The sequence below is a fragment of the Marinomonas sp. ef1 genome (assembly GCF_002806845.1).
GTDB lineage: Bacteria > Pseudomonadota > Gammaproteobacteria > Pseudomonadales > Marinomonadaceae > Marinomonas > Marinomonas polaris.
The window spans coordinates 1-19,993 of sequence record NZ_NHTT01000021.1 but is presented as its reverse complement, the minus strand read 5'-3'; the positions used below and the strand labels follow the sequence as shown (position 1 = coordinate 19,993).

Below are 19,993 nucleotides of genomic sequence, written 5' to 3'. Positions count from 1 at the left end.
ACAAAACTACTCAGTAATATCAAAAAGCCGATGAAAATTAGCAATCTTAAGAATATCAATAACGGCATCATTCACATGAACCAAACGAATCTGCGCTTTTTCTTCACCTGCATGATCTCTAAGCAACAACAACATGCCAAGAGCTGAACTATCAAGATAAGACACATCCGCTAGATTGACTTCATAAGACTTTACCTTGCTAACCGCAGTAAAAGCTTCTTTAAATGCCTTATGACAACTGTAATCAAAACGCCCTTTCACATGGATCGTTAGACATTCTGTTTTTTTATCAAAAAAGCTCTCAACCACAGCCTACTCCTCAAATATGAGCGGTAGGCTTTAAGTCTCGTCCCACTCATTACTAGATTTTTTTATAAATACATCATCACTTTTATTTTCCGAAATATTTACTGACGTTTTAGACATCAAACCATGAATCCGCTCTATCATTTCATTAACAGATTCTCTTGCTCTATCCAAACGCGCCACACCAACACTTCGATCTGACTCAAGTAATGAAAGAGTAGAAGCCGCCATAGACTTCATACCTTCAATCTGATCCTGAACCTTACTAATATCGTGTTCTATATCAATAGCAAAACGACGACGAACCTTCTCACTTTCACCTTCGGTTGCAGCAAGACTCGCTAACACTCCAGCCCTCACTTCGTTGAGACAACGATCAACATCGCCCAACAAGAACACATCAGAAGATAAGTCCTTTTCGACTAAAGCTAAGCGCTGCAAAACTAACTCATAACCCAATATTAGTGAATCTCGAACTTGCTCAGAAAGCCAAGCCATGTCATTTAATTCCACTTGAAACTCTTCAAGTGGAGCTTCATTCATCACTACGACATCGTTTACAGATGACTCATTGTGATCTGTTTTTTCGTCAATTAGGGATGCTATTTGTTGTAGTTTAGTAATTTTTTCAAGGGAATGTGTTTGCACAGAGGATGCATTCAGACTATCAAAAAGCATGACTACTTTTCTACGAAGAGCTTCCAAAGACTTAGCAAAGCCAGCATAGGGCGAATCCTGCCTTGATAGTCGAATAGGGGTATTCCAGACATCTCTCTCCAATAACGCCAAACTGTGGTGCAAAATATCAAACTCAGCTATATCCACTTTAGTTCGTATAGAGACAAGTCTCTGCAAACTACTTAAATCTTCATCTAAGTCAGAGATAAAATGCTGAACACTCAACCAGTAAACCCCATCTGACAAATTCAGCTTTAAATCTTGATCAGAAAACAGAATAGAGTCAGCAATACGCTCACCAATTGGGTCATCTAGCCCTGAATCTATACCAAATAGAGATTCAAATAATGGTGTATTCCTAAACCAAAGCCTCTCAGCACCAGCACTCAGCCATGCAATGTCACCTTGATAATTTGTAACAAAAAAGGGGTCATCTACTTGAGACAATGCTTTCTCAATCAAATTAAGGTTTTCGCGTTGTTGATCAATATCAAAATCTCGTGATGCTAATTCATTATCAACCAAATGACTCAAGTCGGTGAACTCATCAATCATCTTACGGGGAGGCAGCACAAGCGCATGACCATGTTTACGATGATCTATAACATGGTGCAAACTCAAAAAACCAGAGCGTAATTGGCGACCAAATTGAGCAGCTAACATAATCACAATAGAAGCTAAAATTAAAAAGATAGCAACAGGAACCCAAATCAACCTATCGACAAAAATTTGACGCTCATAATCCAAACTAACGCTAATCTGCAAAAGCTCATCATCTATCGCCTCTAAGCGCTCAAAAGATGAATAAGCGGCATCCCTTTCCGAATCTGTTAATGGCGATACATCCAACTCTTTCAATGAAAGAGAGTCTAGTAAGGTCAATGAATCGGAAATATCGACTCCAGCTGTCAATTCAAAATCACTAATATGGCTATTCATCAAGCGATATTCATTCACTAACATCTGATGCAAATGACTAGAAGAAGGGGCTTTAGCACTATTATCATTGTTATAAATCAAACGGTCGCCAACCAACAACCATTGTAACCAGTGTTCCTCTGCACTATGAACTAGTCCCAAAAGCTCGCTCAACTTTTCTTGTTGAGCATTCTGTTTTTCCAAATTAATGCTCATCAACATATACATACCAGCGAACGCGAGTAGCAATACAAATAACAAGGCAAAAACGCCTTTTTGTAGGCCACTAATCAGCTCTTTTCTTGGAGCACCAAACGGTGAATGTAGTGTATTCATAGTCAATAATCACTTTCAAGCTAATGATGAAGATGGCAAAAGCCAGCAACAAAGGATAAATAATTTTTCTTATCAATAACAAAACAATCATCTTGCAAAGACGCAAGACGACTTACTTTATCTTCACAACCATCAACCACGCCTTTAGAAGACAAAGAAAACTCACGAATGCAGTTACTATCAGTGAATGTGGCAGACCACTCAAAAGAAGAGAAAGGTAAGACAACTGACTCAGTCATCCACTCAAGAATGACTGAAAAAGCCACCTTCTCAACCGAAAAACCAGCCCCTCCAGAAAAAGGAAAAGCTGAAATTACCTTGTCAAAACTTCGCCCATCATGAATAAAAAATGATGCCAAACAAAGTTCATCATTCTCAAAACAAGCCACTGAAGAAGATGCCTTATAAGGCAATAACGCCAGTATCAAATCTGCCTCTACCCAAAACATCCTGCCATAGGCCTTTCCAAAATAATAACCATTCTTAGAAGGATATGTTGATTTATTTTTTTCTGACCAAGCATAGGACAGAGGCAACACCTTTTTACTCAATAACCACGGCTCTAATAACGGAGTATCAGCCTGACTTAACCAAATATTTTTTACCCAAGAACGAGGTGCTGACATCTTAGAACAAACAGCTTCTACCTCTCGAAGAAAGGAGTAAGGTAATGCAAAATAAAACTCACCTTGCTTAACAATTAACACCTGAGTGATAGCATCTGGCAACTGACAAAAAGCCGTACAATAAGAAAACATCAAAGGCATATTTAAAAGCAACTCGGCCCTAACCCCCTCTTCTGGACTAAACCAAAAAGACTCTCCGTCTAAAAAGAAATCACCTTCATTGACATCATAACGACCAAAACATTCTTGCTGATCAAAAGCAAATCGTCCAAAGGAAGTATCGATCTCATACAAAAAATAGGATAAATAATCATGCCCTAAACATTTCACATAGGAGTATTTAAGATCAACATTCCCTAAAGTGCGACTAGCAATATAAACACATCCACCATGACGCATAGGGAAATACGCGAAATGTTCGTCCTGCTCGAAAGTCGTTACATTATTCACACTAGGAACTAGACGACCAGCTTGATCCACATGAGTAAGGCCCAATGAAAAAAGAGAACTAAACACCTGATAAAATAGCGCTTTGAACCTATCTTCAAATAAAGCCAAAAGACGGTAGCGGGTATCACGAGACATAGTGCCATTTTGAAACAGTGGCAAAAAACTCAATTCACACAAGTCTCGTAATGGTTCTTTTTCATTAATAGACAGGACTTGCCATTGAAGTGAAGGAAATCTCCTTTTAAGCCAAACTAATGTCTGCACACTTATCAATAAAAAACGACCTCTTAAGCGAGAACCTTTCACTGAATCAAGCTGAAACGATACACGTCCAGCACTAGAGAACGCCTCTAAATAAGCATCCACACTCATCACATTAAGTTGAGTAGGATCTAATCGCGCTTCGTAATTCCGATATATTAACGAAACATCTTTTTCATCCGCGATAGACATTACCAAAGCCCAACAAGAACGATCAGTAGACAAAAGGCCGTCTAACTGTTGTGAGCGATCAGCTGCAAATTGACCAGCCATAGCCACTTGCAAAAGCGCATCGGTAGCAGATAAAAACGCGGAATGGTAGTGACTAAAATAAGGAGAACCAGATATTAAGAGCTCATCGACTGCGGCTAAGAAAGAGCTCAGACGCCGATTATAGAGAGCATGAACTACGCTTGATTGACAGATTTCTTGTAAGGAAAGTAGAGCAGACTGAAGTTTTTCTAAGCCGCGCCGAGGGTGATAGACATAATCATGCAAAGCTATTTCTATGTTAGAAATAGGCAAAGACAAATCAATTAGTCCATTATCCAATCGCGCCATATTTAATCCTAACAATAAGCCAAGTTGCTGTACAAAATAGCACTTAAAACGCTATCGCATATTGTCCAAAAAACGGCGCATGGCGAACTCATCGCTTTGACGTTGCTCCTGTTTTGCTTCAACAACCAATTCCGCTTTGTGGTTTTTTTCTTTTAGCCAATCCATACTTTTAGTTTTAGAACGAGCTTGCAACCATCGACGCATACTCATATCCGCTTGCTGTTCGGATCGACCTACCGCCGCTTCTTGCTGCACAATCGCTTGCTGAACACGGTCCACAAAATGCTGATAATTCGTCGTTAAATAAGCACTCAAACCAAGTAAATTACGCTCAGATTCATATTGACCAGCATACTCCCGCAACTCATTTAACTTTTGTTCATCATACTGCACTTTCGCTTTATCGCGAGCCAACTGCTGCGCAGCCGAATCTTCTTTGCGTTTAGCAAGATCAACTAATATCTGCATTCGATGTGATTTTTTCATGCATGACCCATTCAGAAATTAGCTAAATAGTAGACGTTTTTACCTGCAATCGTCTACTGCCCTTTAGTCATTGCTGTAACAAGGGCCTGCAAACTCTGGTCAATCGTAAAACTTTCAGTAAGTGACTGCTGTAGAAAACTTCGGATTTCAGGCATCTGTATGATCGCCTGGTCCAAGTCAGGGTCACTGCCCCTTGCGTAAGCACCAACCGAAATAAGATCTTGATTCTGCTGAAATTTAGAATACAACTGCTTCACTCGCATAGCACCATATAAGTGATCTTCACTGACAATGTGCGGCATAGCTCGAGAGATTGAGGCTTCAATATCAATAGCGGGATAATGACCTTCTTCCGCCAAACGACGAGACAATACAATATGTCCATCAAGAATCGCACGCGACGCATCCGCAATAGGATCTTGCTGATCATCACCTTCAGTCAACACGGTATAAAAAGCGGTGACAGAACCACTACCTTCACAACCATTACCAGCACGCTCTACCAGTTGAGGAAGTTTAGAAAATACTGAAGGCGGATAGCCTTTTGTTGCGGGCGGCTCACCAACAGACAGAGCAATTTCTCGCTGGGCTTGCGCATATCGCGTCAAAGAATCCATTAGCAACAATACGTTTTTACCCTGATCCCGATAATACTCAGCAATCCGAGTTGCCAGCATAGCAGCACGCAATCGCATTAATGCAGAATCATCGGCAGGAGACGCGACAACAACCGAACGAGAAAGCCCTTCCTCACCCAGTATTTGATCAATAAACTCTTTTACTTCTCGTCCACGCTCACCGATCAAACCAACAACTGTAATGTCCGCTTCGGTAAATTTCGTCATCATGCCGAGCAACATACTCTTACCGACACCGCTACCCGCAAAAAGCCCCAAACGCTGACCTTTACCAACGGTTAGCAAACTATTAATAGCTTTTATACCAACATCCAAAGGCTCGCAAATAGGCTTTCGCTGTAATGGATTAATCACATTACCATGCAGAGTCACTGAATCTTTGGTTTTAATCGGCCCCTTACCATCCAAGGGTTTACCCAACCCATTTACTACTCGACCAAGCAACTCATCACCAACCGGCATTTTACTATCACCTAGTAACGGACGTACTCTCGCCCCAGGGGAAATCCCCTCAATGGCCTCCGTTGGCATGAGATAAGTTAAATCGCCGGTAAAACCCACCACTTCAGATTCAACCCAGCGATCCTTACGAACTTGCACCGAGCAACGATCACCAAGAGCTACAACACAACCCACAGCCTCCATGGTCAAACCAACCATACGAGTGACCTTACCCTCAATTTGAGGTGGCAAGGAAACAGAAGAGACATGGCTGAGCTTATTTAAACGTTCTTCGAGGGTGGACACGAGCGTTAGTCCTGCTCTGTTAGGGAAAGATGACGAAGCTCATCGCATACAGCTTCTAACCGCTGCTCAACTCGCCCATCGATATGGAAGGATTTGGAATCAATAACGAAACCGCCATTAATAAGTGAGTCATCTGTTTCTAGCTGAATGGTTAAACGATCTTTGATTCCAAGCTCATCCAAAATAGTGACATCTGCAGGATGAAGGCGTAATCGGACTCGTCCTTCGTATTCACCTATTTCATCAAATACTCTAGTAAGCTGCTCTCTTAAAACTTGGTGACCATCTTCAGTCATTTTAGAAAGGCAGACATTCTCAATAATTCTTGCCATCGATTGGTACAAGATATTTTCTGCAGCGGCACGGCTTTCTTCTAGAGGCAATGTTATTTCTTTAACAACATTCGCCAATAGTGCTTCAAGCGCCTCCAACTTGATCTGAGCTTCCGCTCTTGCCTGAGCCAAGCCTTCATCAATACCTATTGACCGCCCCTCTTCATGGCCTTTTTCAAAACCATCCACTTCACCTTTGGCGAAGCCATCAGAATGACCCTTTTTATGTCCTTCTTCTTCGCCTTGAATAAAACCTTCATCGTAGGCGGCAGAACGAATTTCTTCTAACTGTGAAGCTGTCAAAGGCTCGTAAATCAAAGAGTCTTCATCCACTTCTTCAGTAGTAAAAGATGTATTTTTCTGAATAAGAAGCGCAGGACCAGAACTAGTATTTGGCTTATTATTCTCAAGGTGAGGAAGTTCCCAGCGTTCATAAGCAGTCAGCTTACGCTCGCCTTTATCCTGTTTTTGATCAGACATATTCTAACTAAACCATCTGCTCACCGCCGCCACCGAGAACAATTTCTCCGTTATCAGCAAGGCGTCTGGCAACAGCCAGTATTTCTTTTTGAGCTACTTCTACTTCACTTACCCGCACTGGACCTTTCGCTTCTAGATCATCTTTCAGCATATCCGCGGCACGAGACGACATATTCTTAAAGACTTTATCTTGCATATCTGGATCCGCACCTTTCAACGCAAGGATTAAGGTCTCAGATTCCACTTCACGAAGAATGATCTGAATACCACGGTCATCAACGTCTAATAAGTTGTCAAAAACAAACATCAAATCTTGAATAGTATTTGCCAAGTCCTCATCAACATCACGAATAGACTCCATCAACTCAGATTCTACTGAACTATCAATAAAGTTCATGATATTGGCTGCGGTACGAATACCACCAATGGTCGTTGACTGTGTTGAATTATTACCAGAGAACTGACGCTCAAGAATGTTATTCAATTCTTGTAAGGCCGCAGGCTGAACCGTTTCTAATGCCGCCACGCGTAACACGATATCCAAACGCACTCGCTCATCAAAGTTTGCTAAGATGTCAGCTGCCTGATCTGGGTCTAAATACGAAATAACAATTGCTTGAATTTGCGGGTGCTCATAACGAATAACGTCAGCAACGGCACGTGATTCCATCCATTTAAGCGTATCAAGGCCCGTTGTATTTCCGCCCAGCAGAATTCGATCAATCAAGCTGCCAGCTTTTTCTTCACCAAGCGCCTCTCTGAGCATGTTACGAATATAACCATCGGCACCAAGACCCAAACCGGTTTGATCACCGACCAATACTAAGAAATCATCTAGTACTTTTTCCACTTGATGGCGTTGAATATTAGACAGTTGTGCCATCGTCTGACCAATTCGCTGAACCTCTTTCGGCCCCATATGCTTAAGTATTTGCGCAGCATCAGATTCACCAAGCGACATCAAAAGCACTGCTGCTTTTTGAACCGAACTTAATTCTGTACCTTGGTTTGTATCACTCATTTGCTTTCCATTACCCATTGTTTAACGACTTGAGCAACACGCTCTGGTTCTTCCGCTATCAAACCGCGAATTGCATTTAATTGGCGATCAATTTTTTCAGGGGAACCAGGCACCAATATATCTTCCGCACTAACAAGAGACACTTGATCATCAGAAATTTCATCCGTTTCATCAGAGAATATAGCAGCCTCAGTATCTTCAGTAACCGCAATTTTATTCTGCTCGCTAAGGGTTTTCAAAATTGGGCGAACAACCACTAGCAACAAGATAAGAACAAATATACCAACCAATGTTGGTTGTATTAACCCTAGGAACCATGCCTGTTGGTAGAATGGCAACTCAACAACAGGTTCTTCAGGATCAGGTAAAGCAAAAGGTGAATTAATCACACTTACACTATCACCACGTGATGGATCATACCCCACGGCATCGCGAACCAATAAGGTTAAGCGCCCCAACTCATCATCATTCCAAGGCGTTCTTACAATGGCTGCGGTATCTGGATTCAAACTCATTAAATCATCAACAACAACCGCAACAGACAAGCGTCTCACCATACCTTGTTGGCGTTTGGTATAACTAATACTTCGATCTAACTCAAAGTTACGTGTTGTTTCTTCACGAGATTGACCGTTTTTAGCTGCTGAATTCCCACCTATTGGAGCACCGTTTTCATCTACAGCTTCTGGAATAGTCACTGCACCAGGAGGCTGATTAGTCAAGGCTCCCGGAATACCACTTGCATTCGTGCCTGCGCTTCTATTTTCTCTTAAGGTCTGCTCACTACGCAAAGCTAATAAATCAGGATTATATTGCTCATTAGTTTTTTCAACAGCAGTGAAATCGACATCAGCAGACACTTCTGCTTTAAAACGCCCCTGACCGATAACAGGTCCGAGAATATTATTCACTCGCTGCAGCAACACCTCTTCAACTTTACGAGCGTAATCAAACTGTTTACCAGCAACAGATAATTCAGAGTCAGAATCTTTTTCTGTCAACAAAGTACCGCGCTGATCAACAACAGTGACATCCTTATCGCTCAGCTGAGAAATACTAGAAGCCACCAAATTCACAATAGCTTCTACTTGACTCTTATCCAAACGCCTTCCGGGATAAAGCTCCAAAAATACAGAAGCAGACGGCTTTCGTGTATCACGCACAAAAACCGACTCCTTTGGTATTGCCAAATGCACTCTAGCACTTTTAATGCTTTGTAGGCTGGAAATGGTTCGGCTTAACTCACCTTCAAGACCTCGTCTATAACGCGTTGTTTCAACGAATTGAGAGGTACCAAGACCTTGCTCCTGATCCATTATTTCCATGCCAACAATATTGTCGGAAACAATGCCGGAGCCAGCTAATTTAAGACGAGCTTGATGGTAAAAATCAGATTCAACAAGCAAAGCGCCTGTATTTTGATCTAATTTAAAAGGAATATTATTTACACTGAGGATTTCTACGATTTGGTCGGCATTGTAATCGGTAATACTACTTAATACAGGCTTGTAATCTGGACCGTTACTCCATAAAACCGCCGCCAAACCAATTGCTATGGATGCGGCCAAACCGACCATTAATGCAAGCTGACGAATCACCGTCAGCTTATTAAAGCCAGTAACTAACTCTAAATAGAGCTTTTGCTCCGATTGTTCTGCAGGGACATTATCCATTAAAAAGCGCCAAGCGGTTTATTATGCCTAAATCGGCATATTCATGATTTTTTCATACGCGTCTACAAGTTTATTACGCACCTGAGTCATTGCTTCAAATGACACACTAGATTTTTGCAGACCAATCATAACTTGAGGCAAATCAACCCCTTCGTCACCACGTTCATAAGATTGGGCTAATTGTGTAGATTCCTTTTGCAAAGCATTTACATTATTAACTGCATTTTTCAGCATTTCTGCGAAATCTGCACGCTCTACAGTCTGGTTCCCTTCGCTCTCACCGCCTACCTTGGCAACATTAGACACAGGGGGACTCGGCGCCTGAACCTGCGACCGCATATCCCTCATTTGGGACAACACCTGATTAATGTCTGGTCGACCAGAAATCATGTTATTCACCTAAAAATCACATTTATACGACTTAACATATCGTTAATACACAGCTTAGCATAAAGCTAATTAAAACAAGATACAAAAATCAATCAACGTCTATGCCACTTTCACGCATTTTAGCGATTTTATAGCGTAAAGTTCTAGGGCTAATCCCCAATTTATCTGCAACAAGTTTACGTTTGCCATTTGCATCCACCAATGCTTGCGCAATGATACGGAATTCATGTTGCTGAACCCCCTTACCTAGAATTGAAGCCGCACTATCTTCTGCCACTATGGATTCAGCAACTACAGGAGCTAAGCTCATCATATCAAACGCAATATGGTCTTCATTAATTTGCGCATTTGGGCTTAAAATCAAAGCACGTTGAATAACGTTGTCAAGCTCACGAACATTACCCGGCCAAGGGTGAGCCTCTAGCTTACTTTGCGCCGACGGCTTTAACGTTGCGCCCGTAATTCGCATCTTAGCGGAATGCTTCGCAAGTAAATGCAGAGCAACTGGCAAAATATCACCTTTACGCTCACGAATAGGCAGCCAACGCAATGGAAAAACATTTAACCGGTAATACAAATCTTCTCTGAAACCACCGTCACGTACATAATCAGCTAGATCCCTGTTAGTCGTCGCTATAATTCGAACATCTAAAGGAATAGATTTTTTACCCCCAAGACGTTCCACTTCCTGCTCTTGCAAAACGCGCAGCAGTTTAGCTTGCAAGCCGACATCCATCTCGGTAATTTCATCCAGTAGCAAAGTACCACCATTAGCTTGCTCAAACTTACCTGCTTGCGAAGATACTGCACCTGTATAAGCTCCCTTTTCATAACCAAAAAGGATCGCCTCTAACATATTTTCAGGAATCGCCGCGCAGTTAATCGCGACAAAAGGTGCATGAGGTCGACTAGAATTCTGATGAATGTAGTGAGCAAGCACTTCTTTACCTGTACCACTTTCGCCACAAATCAATACTGTCGAATCGGTCACAGCAACACGTTTTGCCAATTCTAATAAAGCAATACTAGATGGGTCTTTTGCGATAGGCTGAGGATTTGCAGATGGCGCTTCTTTTACAGTGTATTTTGCTATGGCATTCAACAACTCTTCTTCTTGAAAAGGCTTCAATAAATAATCAACAGCACCATCACGCATCGCTTCCACTGCATGAGCAATATCGCCATAAGCTGTCATCAACATCATGGGTAATTCTGGGTATGTATCAATAACATGATGCAACAAACCATAACCATCCATGCCAGGCAAGTTCACATCTGATATCACCATATCAAATAAGCTATGTTTCAATGCAACCACAGCTTCTTCAGAACTGTACACTATTTTGCACTGGTAACTCGCCAACATCAGCGTATCTTCCAACGCCTCAGCAAGACCTTTATCGTCTTCTACAATTAATAACTTAACTTCAGACATGTCATACCCTTACAAGAGGAAGCGTCAAACTGGCGGTTGTACCAGCGCCCTCTATACTGTCTATTTCAAATTGCCCATGATGAGCTCTTGCAATGGCTTTAACAACCATCAAGCCCAACCCAGTTCCATGTTGTTTTGTTGTCACAAAGCCTTCTTGAACATGCTCTAAATGCGCTTTCGACATACCCACTCCACGATCTTTGAACGTCAGTGTCACATAGCCGTCATTATTGCGCCAATCAAGTTGCACCGCATCACCTGCTGATTGTGCATCCACCGCATTATTCAAAAGATTCAATAAAGCCCCTAATAATGTTTCTTTATTACATTGAATACAATCTGTCGCCAAAAAAGAGGCTCCAGATACTTCAAGTTGCATATTTTTTTGATCGCAAATCTCTTGGCAATGATTGGTTAACTCTTTGATAAAAGCTGAAACACCAACGGTTTCATCCAGCTTTATTTCACTACGGGAAAAAATCAACATATCCCGAATTTGTTTTTCAATATTTGCCAATCTATCCACTAACTTATTAGCAAATGTCTGACGCATAACAGGTGCTAAGTCTGGCTTCTGTAAATGACCAGCGTAGAGTGTAGCAGAAGATAAAGGCGTTCTAATTTGATGCGCCAACGCCGCGACCATTTTACCCATATTAGATAATCGCTCGTGATGACTCAGCTTTTTCTGTAGCAAATAGGCTTCTGTTAAGTCTACGAGAATCACTAATTGCCCAGGCACATTGCCGAGTGAAGCAGTTTCTACTCGAACACGACGCCCACTTGCCATACTCACATCATGACCATCGTCTTCCTGAGGTCGAAAGCTCAGCGGCACAATAGATCCCCACGACTGGCCAACTAATGGCAAATTGAATAGACGATCTGCTACCGGATTGGCCATAACGACCAACCCTTCTTCATTCAGCAACAAAACACCAACTGGCATGGATTCAAAAAGTTGCTGAAACTGCAACACCAAGATACGGTTTTTATCTTGCTCTTGGCGCTTATCTTGCTCAGACTTTTCCAGCTGCTCGTATAATCGAACGACTTCTTGCTGAAGATCGAGATAGGATTTTGCCAATACATCAGAAGATTCGGAAAACGCTTTAAATGCGGTCTTTAGCTCCGCTATTTCTTCATCTTTTGTCACTAAAACTCCGATTTATCAATATTATAGCGACGCATTTTTTCGATAAGCGTTGTACGTTGAATTTGTAGATTTTGCGCAGCTTTAGAAACCACACCTTGAGTAGACACCAAAGCTTGACGAATAAGAAGCGCTTCTAGATGGCGAACATGTAAATTCAAATTCACACCAGACGCTTGGGGAAAAGTATGTAATTGTTTTATTTCTTTAAGCACCGAAGAAAGAGTTTGAGAACGCCAAGGTAGCGGGCAAAACCAAACATTATAATCTCCGACAACATCCATTGATTCACAAAGTGAAATAACAGGAATCATCTCATCCAACTCAAAAGACCGCACAGACTTACCCAACACAACAAAGTCGGGCAAATGAAACGCTGTCAATGAGGTGCCATGCTCAATTCCAATAAAGGTCAAGATACTGGAAACACTCGAAATTTCTTCGTCATCAAGACCGCATAACCAAGCTTTCACATTACCACCTCAACCTTAAAAATAAGCAACTTTCACTGTCACTCTATTATAATGCGTTGTTACCGCTTACTTTCAAGCATTTACACTGTATTTCATGATGTAAAAACTACAACTTAAGCAACAGATCATCAAACACCAGCTCCGAATCAAGCTCTTTTTCACACCAAGGCAAAGTACCTAATAATGGCGCGGATATCATTCCTGCAAGACTCGCTAGATTCTCTTCATAACAAGGCATTTTCTCTGCGCCTGTATTGGCAACCCAACCAGCAAGAACTAAACCATCGCGAGCAATGGCTTCAGCGGTTAATATCGCATGATTCAAACACCCCAGCTTCATATTAACAACCATAATAACTGGAAAGCCTAGAGACTTCGCCACGCCAGAAAGAAACTCTCTATCGTTCAATGGAACTCGCCAACCACCAGCCCCTTCAACTAAAGCAAGGTCATGGGGCGTAAGCAATGTGCCTTTTATAAAGCCTTCTAACCGAGAAGCCGTCACCAAACGCCCCTCTTTCATTGCCGCAATATGAGGTGCAATAGCCTCCTCTAAGACAACCGGATTAACTTGTTCATAGGCCAATTTGACACTGCTCGCCTGCTGAATAAGTAAGGCGTCATCATTACGCAAATTACCTTCAACTCGATCTGCGCCTGCCGCAATCGGCTTAAGTCCGATCGCTTTCAGTCCAGCTCGCTTAGCAGCCTTCAGCAAACCGACGGTGACATAAGTTTTGCCAGCATCAGTATCAATACCAGTTACAAAAAAACGTTTTTTCACCCATTACTCCTGAATATTGATAGGCCGTTGAGCCACCACAAACGAAACTTGATAACTCAACGGAATTCCGAATTCGTTCCGCTGTTTTTCATACTCAAGCAAAAATGCCTTCCACTTACTTGGCGATACCGACTGATCCCCATCAGAAGCAATCAGACTAGCGCCCACTTTTTTCAATGAATAAATAGCACTTTCAGGTGAATCAAACCACATAGAAATATCTGATAACTGGGAGGACAAAAGGTTCAACCCAGAGGCGCGAATACAATCTAAAAGTGCATCCGATGCCATATATTGATGAACATGTTCTTTATTATCCAAACCAAACCAAGCTTTACTAATTTCAAGCATAGAGCCTTGTGAAAGCGTTGAAAAAATCACATAGCCACCGGGCTTAGTAACGCGATAAAGCTCTTTAAACAAATCTAAAGGACTCAGACACCACTGAATAGCAAGACTCGAAAACACTAAATCACACGACTTATCCTGAAGCGGCAGTCGTTCAGCATCCGCACAAACATAATGTGTGTTGTGCAAAGAAGAAAAACGCTCATTTGCCACTGCTAACATCTGTGGCGACAAGTCGAGCGCAATGCTGCACTTAGGATTTAATTGTTCAGACAAGATTCCGAGCGCTTGACCTGTTCCTGTACCAAGATCAAGTACGACATCAGCCTGATTTAAAGGCAACATCGCTAAAAGACGCTCTAGTACAATTTTTTGGAAGTCAGCATAAGAATCATAGGATTGAGAAGCGCGATCAAAACGCTTAGCTAGCTGTCGTTTGTAGCTAAGCGCAGATATATCAGGTGTTATTAGCATCGATAAAGTTTTCTATATGACGCGCACAAGTCTCTTCATCTTCAAGAAAAGACTGATGTGCACAATTTGACAGTACAACACATTGCTGCAAAGGATTTACATCAGCTTGTTGCTCTAATGATTTACTAGAAACCAACGCATCCTTGCCACCCAATAGGTGTAGATTAGGAAGATCCAAAAGCGACCATTCGCGACGCACATCCAACGACTTTAACAACCTAAGTCCGCCAATCAGAGCGGGGCGACTCAACGTTTTAACTGGCAAAAAAGCCTGTAATTGCTTAATCAAAGCTCGCTCATTATCCGCACCTTTAGCCTGCAACATAACAAAACGCTTAAGCCCTTCTTCTGGCGACTGCTCAACTAAGGCGGCAAAGGCATCAAAATCCTCGACAGCCATCGCATCCTCCCAGTTTTCTCGTTTAATAAAGCTCGGGGAAGACGACAGGGTAATCAAACCAAGCACTCGACTAGAACGACGCGCGGCAACATAAGCAGATACCATCCCACCCAGAGACCAACCAATCCACCACGCTTCTCTTGGAGCAACTTCAATTAGTTGTTCAGACAAGGCAGCGATATCGTAATTAGGACCAATGCGGGAGCGAGAAATCCATTGTTCATCAAGTGAAATACCTGGCAAGTTCGCCACCACAACATAAAAACGCTGACTCAGACGCAAAGCAAAAGAACGCATAACCTCTTTTGGCATTGCCCAACCAGAGACCATAAAAATAGACTGATTAGACGAATCTCCAAAAGCTTCTGTTTCAATACGTGCTCGCATGCTGTCCCTCTATTACTTTGGATTTAAACGCTTTGGATTTAAACGCTTTGGATTTAAACGCTTTGGATTTAAACGTTTTGCGTTTAAAAGTTTCGCTGTTAAAACTTTTTCGAGTGAATCGCATAATAACACTAAATCTTCATCAGAGTGGGCGGCACTTAAGGTAATTCTTAAACGAGCACTGCCTATCGGCACTGTCGGTGGACGAATTGCTGTACACCAGATTCCAAGAGTTTTTAATTGCTCACTAATTTGAATCGCCGCTTTACTATCGCCAATGACAATCGGCTGAATAGCGGTATTTGAAGGCATCAATTCAACCGGAAGCGACTGAACTCTTTGGCGAAAGTAAGCAATATGCCGAGCTAAGCGATCTCGTCGTTCTTGACCTTCTGCAGACTGAATAAGTTGCAACGAAGCCAAAGTGGCTCCTGCGATCGCTGGCGACATGGCTGTAGTATAAACATAGGGACGAGCAAACTGGGTGAGATAATCCGCATAATCATGGGACGTCGCTACAAACGCACCAGCGGTTCCAAACGCCTTACCAAAAGTGCCAACCAAGATAGGCAAACTTGTTGCGTCCAGTCCCTCTAGCGCCAAACAACCTCTACCGTTTTCACCAAGACACCCCAACCCATGAGCATCATCCACCACGAACATCCAATCATGTTGATTAGCCAACTGAGACAATTCAGACAAAGGTGCAATATCACCATCCATGCTGAAAACCCCATCGGTGATCAACAAACCACCCGGTGCGGACCTAGCAATCAACTTTTGCGCACTTTCCACATCACCATGCAAATAACGGCGCAACGGTGCTTGTGCCAACAAAGCGCCATCTATTAAAGACGCATGATTAAGTTTGTCTTGTACTACGGGACGATTTTTATCCGCGAGCGCAGAAATCACGCCAAGGTTCGCCATATAACCGGTACTAAACAACATGACTCGCTCATAACCTAGCCAATCCGCCAAGGCTTCTTCCAGCGCCTGATGAGGAGCTAAATGTCCACACACCAAGTGAGACGAGCCACCGCCAACACCATAGGCTTCAGCGGTATTATTCATCGCCTTAATCAGCTTAGGATGATTGGCCAAACCTAGATAATCGTTTGAACAAAACGCCGTATAGTCTTGAGAATATATTTTAGTATGCGGTATTTGAGGGCTATCTAGCGTAATGGTACGACGCATTAAGTCCTGCTGGCGACGCTCTTCAAGCGCGGCCAACACCCAATCCGGCGTATTAGACGCTAGCTTCATAAAACAACTTAGACTCTTCTTGTTTTACTGCTTGCGCTGCAATGGCTTCAGCTACTGCAGCATCTGAATGCTCTTCGCGCTTCTCTGGATTGATGCCCAGATTAGCAAACAACGCCATGTCTTTATCGGCTTCGGGGTTACCCGTTGTTAACAGTTTTTCACCGTAGAAGATAGAGTTGGCGCCCGCCATAAAGCACAAGGCTTGAGTTTGTTCATTCATACCTTGTCGACCAGCAGACAATCGAACATGAGACTTAGGCATTAAAATACGCGCTACAGCAATCGTACGAATGAATTCAAACGTATCTAGATCATCAACATTTTCTAGCGGTGTCCCTTCAACTTTAACCAACATATTGATTGGCACACTTTCCGGATGAGGTGTCATTTGAGAAAGTTGACGCAACAGACCTACGCGATCTTTTTGCTCTTCACCCATGCCCATAATGCCGCCACAGCAAAGTTTGATACCTGAATCACGAACACGAGACAGCGTATCCAAGCGATCTTGATAAGTACGAGTGGTAATAATGCTGTCGTAGAATTCAGCAGAGGTATCTAGGTTGTGGTTGTAATAATCCAAACCTACTTCTGATAAGCGCTTCGCCTGATCATCATTTAAAGAACCTAGCGTCACACAAGACTCTAAGCCTAAAGATTTAACACCCTTAATCATTTCAAGCACATAAGGAAAATCTTTCTCGGAAGGATGCTTCCATGCCGCGCCCATACAGAAACGGCTTGCACCTTTTTCTTTTGCCAAAGCTGCTTCTTCAAGCACCTTTTGCACTTCCATTAACTTTTCTTTTTCAAGTTCAGTATTGTAATGACCACTTTGCGGACAGTACTTACAATCTTCTGGACAAGCGCCAGTTTTAATCGATAAAAGCGTACTAACTTGCACTTCATTCGGTGCAAAGTTTTCTCTATGGACAATCTGAGCTCGAAACATCAAATCCATAAAGGGTAAATCAAACAGTGCTTTTATTTCCGCATGAGTCCAATCAAAACGCGGTGCGCTCATATTGTTTATAGACATATTCGCTACAGACGTATTTGTAGACATACTTAAAGACATAGTATCCTCGATCCAGAAAAATTAATGGAGCAATACTAATGGACTGGAAAAAACTGTCAACAACAAAAATATCAGAGGTTTACAAGAGGTTGTTTTTAAATCAGTGCTATGTCTGCAATATAAAATGCCAGAGCTCGCTCTGCCATCCCTGCCATGAAGGATTTCCAGCCAACCTAAAGTACTGCCAGCACTGCAAACGCCCAACTCATAGAACCCGTATTTCATGTGGACAATGCCAAACCAACCCTCCACCTTATCGAACATGTATTGCTCCTTATCGATTCGAAGGCATCATAAAGACCCTGATACACAGCATCAAATTCAATCAAGGAACTCATTACATACGACCACTCATGTATCGATTAAGCAAACACCTCATCGAATCATATCCACCGGAGAGCTGGCCAGAACAAATACTCTATGTACCAAGCCATCCAAGCCGAATCAAAGAGCGCGGATTTTGTCAAACAAGAGCCATGGCCACTCAATTAAGGAAAAACCTCAAAGAGCTTCTGGGTGAAAAATGCCCTACTCTTCCTAAACATAACCCACTCAAAAAAATCAAAAATACTAAAGCTCAGCACTCATTAAGCCGAAAAGAGAGACTAAAAAGCCCTCAAAGTAGCTATCAACTTGATGGACCTATAGCCAAGCATGTCGCCTTATTTGACGATGTAATGACCACAGGAAGTACGATAGAAAATTGCACTAAATTACTCTTAAAAGCTGGCGCAGAACGAGTTGATATTTGGGTCATTGCCCGAACACCAGATAGAGAATACTAATCATAAGCAAAGATATCAGCCTAGCCACAGAAGACACCTTTGTTTACTATGCCCCCAACAAAGCAATGGTGAACATCATGAAAACAGATCAAGAATATCTAGACTTAGACAAGCAACTTCTGTGGCATCCATACACATCAATGAGCAAACCCAGCCCGCATTTTCTGGTCGAAAAAGCTTCGGGCTGCGAAATAACCTTAAGCGACGGACGCACACTGATCGATGGCATGTCTTCTTGGTGGAGTGTCATTCACGGCTACAATCACCCAACTATGAATGCCGCAATCCAAGCGCAATTATCACAGTTTTCTCACGTCATGTTTGGTGGCCTAACCCACAAACCTGCTATTGAGCTCGCAGAAAAACTTATCGCCATTACACCTAAGAATTTACAGCGCGTCTTCTTCTCAGATTCTGGCTCAGTTTCTGTTGAAGTAGCATTAAAAATGGCCATTCAATATTGGAACACTCAAGGCAAACCTAGTAAGCAGTTTTTTGCCACCCCTAAAAGCGGCTACCATGGTGATACATTCGCTGCTATGTCAGTGTGCGATCCTGAAAATGGTATGCACAATTTATTTACTGGGGCGTTGACACAACAATTCTTTATCTCGCCACCACCAACTGGCCTCAGCGAACCAATAAAAGCCGAATACCTAGACGAAATTCGTAAGACATTTGAAGAGAATCACCAACACATAGCAGGCTTTATTATCGAGCCAGTTGTACAAAATGCTGGCGGTATGCGCTTTTATAATCCAGATTATTTAAATCACATTCGAGCACTTTGTGACGAATTCGAGATCTTGTTAATTTTCGATGAAATTGCCACAGGTTTTGGCCGTACAGGCAAGCTTTTCGCCACAGATCACACCAATATCTGTCCCGACATTATGTGCGTTGGCAAAGCGTTAACAGGCGGCTATATGACGCTGGCCGCCACTTTAACAAATGATAAAGTGGCACTTGGTATCAGCGACAATGGTGGCGTATTCATGCATGGCCCAACCTTCATGGGAAATCCTCTCGCCTGCTCCGCTGCCAACGCCAGCTTATCCATTCTAAGCGAATACAATATTCCAGAAAAAATATCTCAGCTAGAAACATGGATGAAGGAAGCGCTGGAGCCATGTGAACAACTCGAACAAGTAAAAGAAGTCCGCTGCCTTGGCGGCATTGGAGTTGTAGAGTTAAAAAACGCGATTAACCTACATGAAATTCAACCTAAGTTCGTCGAACTAGGTGTTTGGGTGAGACCTTTTGGTAAGCTTATTTACTTAATGCCACCTTATGTTATTAGCCAACAACAGGTGCAAACATTGGCTAAAGCCATCTACCAAGTAGTAAGTGAAGAGCCTTGTTAACCCACCAGATCAGAAGGTTAATCATGAATTGTAGGTCGGTCTTTAGGCCGTCAAAAGCCTAGTTAAACCAAACCAAAACCCTTGACGCGCTAAAGCACGACCTACAACAAACCAACACATGTAGGTCAACCTTTAGGCCA

The 19,993-nt window shown here is 42.4% G+C and carries 19 protein-coding genes; 2 read left to right on the top strand and 17 right to left on the bottom strand.

All coding sequences use genetic code 11. The annotated features are described in order from the left end of the window. Positions 1–6: 6 nt before the first annotated feature. The 17 genes from CCS02_RS20375 to bioB form a co-directional block, all read right to left on the bottom strand. Positions 7–309, bottom strand: coding sequence for an STAS domain-containing protein (locus CCS02_RS20375; RefSeq protein WP_012071111.1), 303 nt, complete (start codon positions 307–309; stop codon positions 7–9). Positions 310–339: 30 nt separating this feature from the next. Beyond that, positions 340–2,238 (bottom strand): hypothetical protein, encoded by a 1,899-nt coding sequence (locus CCS02_RS20370; protein ID WP_100187081.1) that lies wholly within the window; start codon positions 2,236–2,238, stop codon positions 340–342. A 20-nt stretch (positions 2,239–2,258) separates the two neighbouring features. Continuing rightward, positions 2,259–4,136 carry a hypothetical protein gene (locus tag CCS02_RS20365; RefSeq protein ID WP_100187080.1) on the bottom strand — a complete coding sequence of 626 codons (1,878 nt, stop codon included), beginning with the start codon at positions 4,134–4,136 and terminating at the stop codon, positions 2,259–2,261. A 51-nt stretch (positions 4,137–4,187) separates the two neighbouring features. Further along, positions 4,188–4,622 carry a flagellar export protein FliJ gene (fliJ, locus tag CCS02_RS20360; RefSeq protein ID WP_100187079.1) on the bottom strand — a complete coding sequence of 145 codons (435 nt, stop codon included), beginning with the start codon at positions 4,620–4,622 and terminating at the stop codon, positions 4,188–4,190. Positions 4,623–4,675: 53 nt separating this feature from the next. Beyond that, positions 4,676–6,007, bottom strand: a complete 1,332-nt coding sequence (gene fliI / locus CCS02_RS20355; RefSeq protein ID WP_072841253.1) for a flagellar protein export ATPase FliI — start codon at positions 6,005–6,007, stop codon at positions 4,676–4,678. A 5-nt stretch (positions 6,008–6,012) separates the two neighbouring features. After that, positions 6,013–6,819, bottom strand: a complete 807-nt coding sequence (locus CCS02_RS20350) for a FliH/SctL family protein (protein WP_100187078.1) — start codon at positions 6,817–6,819, stop codon at positions 6,013–6,015. 7 nt (positions 6,820–6,826) lie between these two features. Further along, positions 6,827–7,840, bottom strand: coding sequence for a flagellar motor switch protein FliG (gene fliG, locus CCS02_RS20345; protein ID WP_072841251.1), 1,014 nt, complete (start codon positions 7,838–7,840; stop codon positions 6,827–6,829). Next, positions 7,837–9,513: a flagellar basal-body MS-ring/collar protein FliF gene (fliF, locus tag CCS02_RS20340; protein ID WP_100187077.1), complete on the bottom strand. Its 1,677-nt coding sequence runs from the start codon at positions 9,511–9,513 to the stop codon at positions 7,837–7,839. Before fliF ends, fliG begins: the two co-directional genes overlap by 4 nt. A gap of 27 nt (positions 9,514–9,540) precedes the next feature. Continuing rightward, positions 9,541–9,903, bottom strand: a complete 363-nt coding sequence (gene fliE / locus CCS02_RS20335; protein ID WP_100187076.1) for a flagellar hook-basal body complex protein FliE — start codon at positions 9,901–9,903, stop codon at positions 9,541–9,543. Between the two features lie 88 nt (positions 9,904–9,991). Next, entirely contained in the window at positions 9,992–11,338 is a 1,347-nt protein-coding gene (locus CCS02_RS20330; RefSeq protein ID WP_100187075.1) for a sigma-54-dependent transcriptional regulator, read from the bottom strand. 1 nt (position 11,339) lies between these two features. Beyond that, complete coding sequence (locus CCS02_RS20325) at positions 11,340–12,494, bottom strand: sensor histidine kinase (protein ID WP_100187074.1); 1,155 nt, start codon at positions 12,492–12,494, stop codon at positions 11,340–11,342. Continuing rightward, on the bottom strand, positions 12,494–12,964 hold the full coding sequence (locus CCS02_RS20320) for a helix-turn-helix domain-containing protein (RefSeq protein ID WP_012071122.1): 471 nt from the start codon (positions 12,962–12,964) through the stop codon (positions 12,494–12,496). Before CCS02_RS20320 ends, CCS02_RS20325 begins: the two co-directional genes overlap by 1 nt. A gap of 106 nt (positions 12,965–13,070) precedes the next feature. Next, positions 13,071–13,748, bottom strand: a complete 678-nt coding sequence (gene bioD / locus CCS02_RS20315) for a dethiobiotin synthase (protein ID WP_100187073.1) — start codon at positions 13,746–13,748, stop codon at positions 13,071–13,073. Positions 13,749–13,751: 3 nt separating this feature from the next. Beyond that, a complete protein-coding gene (gene bioC / locus CCS02_RS20310) occupies positions 13,752–14,570 on the bottom strand; it encodes a malonyl-ACP O-methyltransferase BioC (RefSeq protein WP_100187072.1) in 819 nt (272 codons plus the stop codon). After that, the gene (locus CCS02_RS20305) at positions 14,554–15,357 is read right to left on the bottom strand and encodes an alpha/beta fold hydrolase (RefSeq protein WP_072841243.1); all 804 of its coding nucleotides are present in this window, start codon (positions 15,355–15,357) and stop codon (positions 14,554–14,556) included. Before CCS02_RS20305 ends, bioC begins: the two co-directional genes overlap by 17 nt. Positions 15,358–15,369: 12 nt before the next feature. Further along, on the bottom strand, positions 15,370–16,626 hold the full coding sequence (bioF, locus tag CCS02_RS20300) for an 8-amino-7-oxononanoate synthase (RefSeq protein ID WP_100637552.1): 1,257 nt from the start codon (positions 16,624–16,626) through the stop codon (positions 15,370–15,372). Next, complete coding sequence (gene bioB, locus CCS02_RS20295) at positions 16,610–17,665, bottom strand: biotin synthase BioB (protein WP_072841337.1); 1,056 nt, start codon at positions 17,663–17,665, stop codon at positions 16,610–16,612. Before bioB ends, bioF begins: the two co-directional genes overlap by 17 nt. Positions 17,666–17,742: 77 nt before the next feature. Between bioB and CCS02_RS20290 the strand changes: the two genes are divergently transcribed. Both CCS02_RS20290 and bioA read left to right on the top strand, forming a co-directional pair. After that, positions 17,743–18,489, top strand: a complete 747-nt coding sequence (locus CCS02_RS20290; RefSeq protein WP_100637551.1) for a ComF family protein — start codon at positions 17,743–17,745, stop codon at positions 18,487–18,489. Between the two features lie 77 nt (positions 18,490–18,566). After that, entirely contained in the window at positions 18,567–19,853 is a 1,287-nt protein-coding gene (gene bioA / locus CCS02_RS20285) for an adenosylmethionine--8-amino-7-oxononanoate transaminase (protein WP_100637550.1), read from the top strand. Positions 19,854–19,993: the final 140 nt, after the last annotated feature.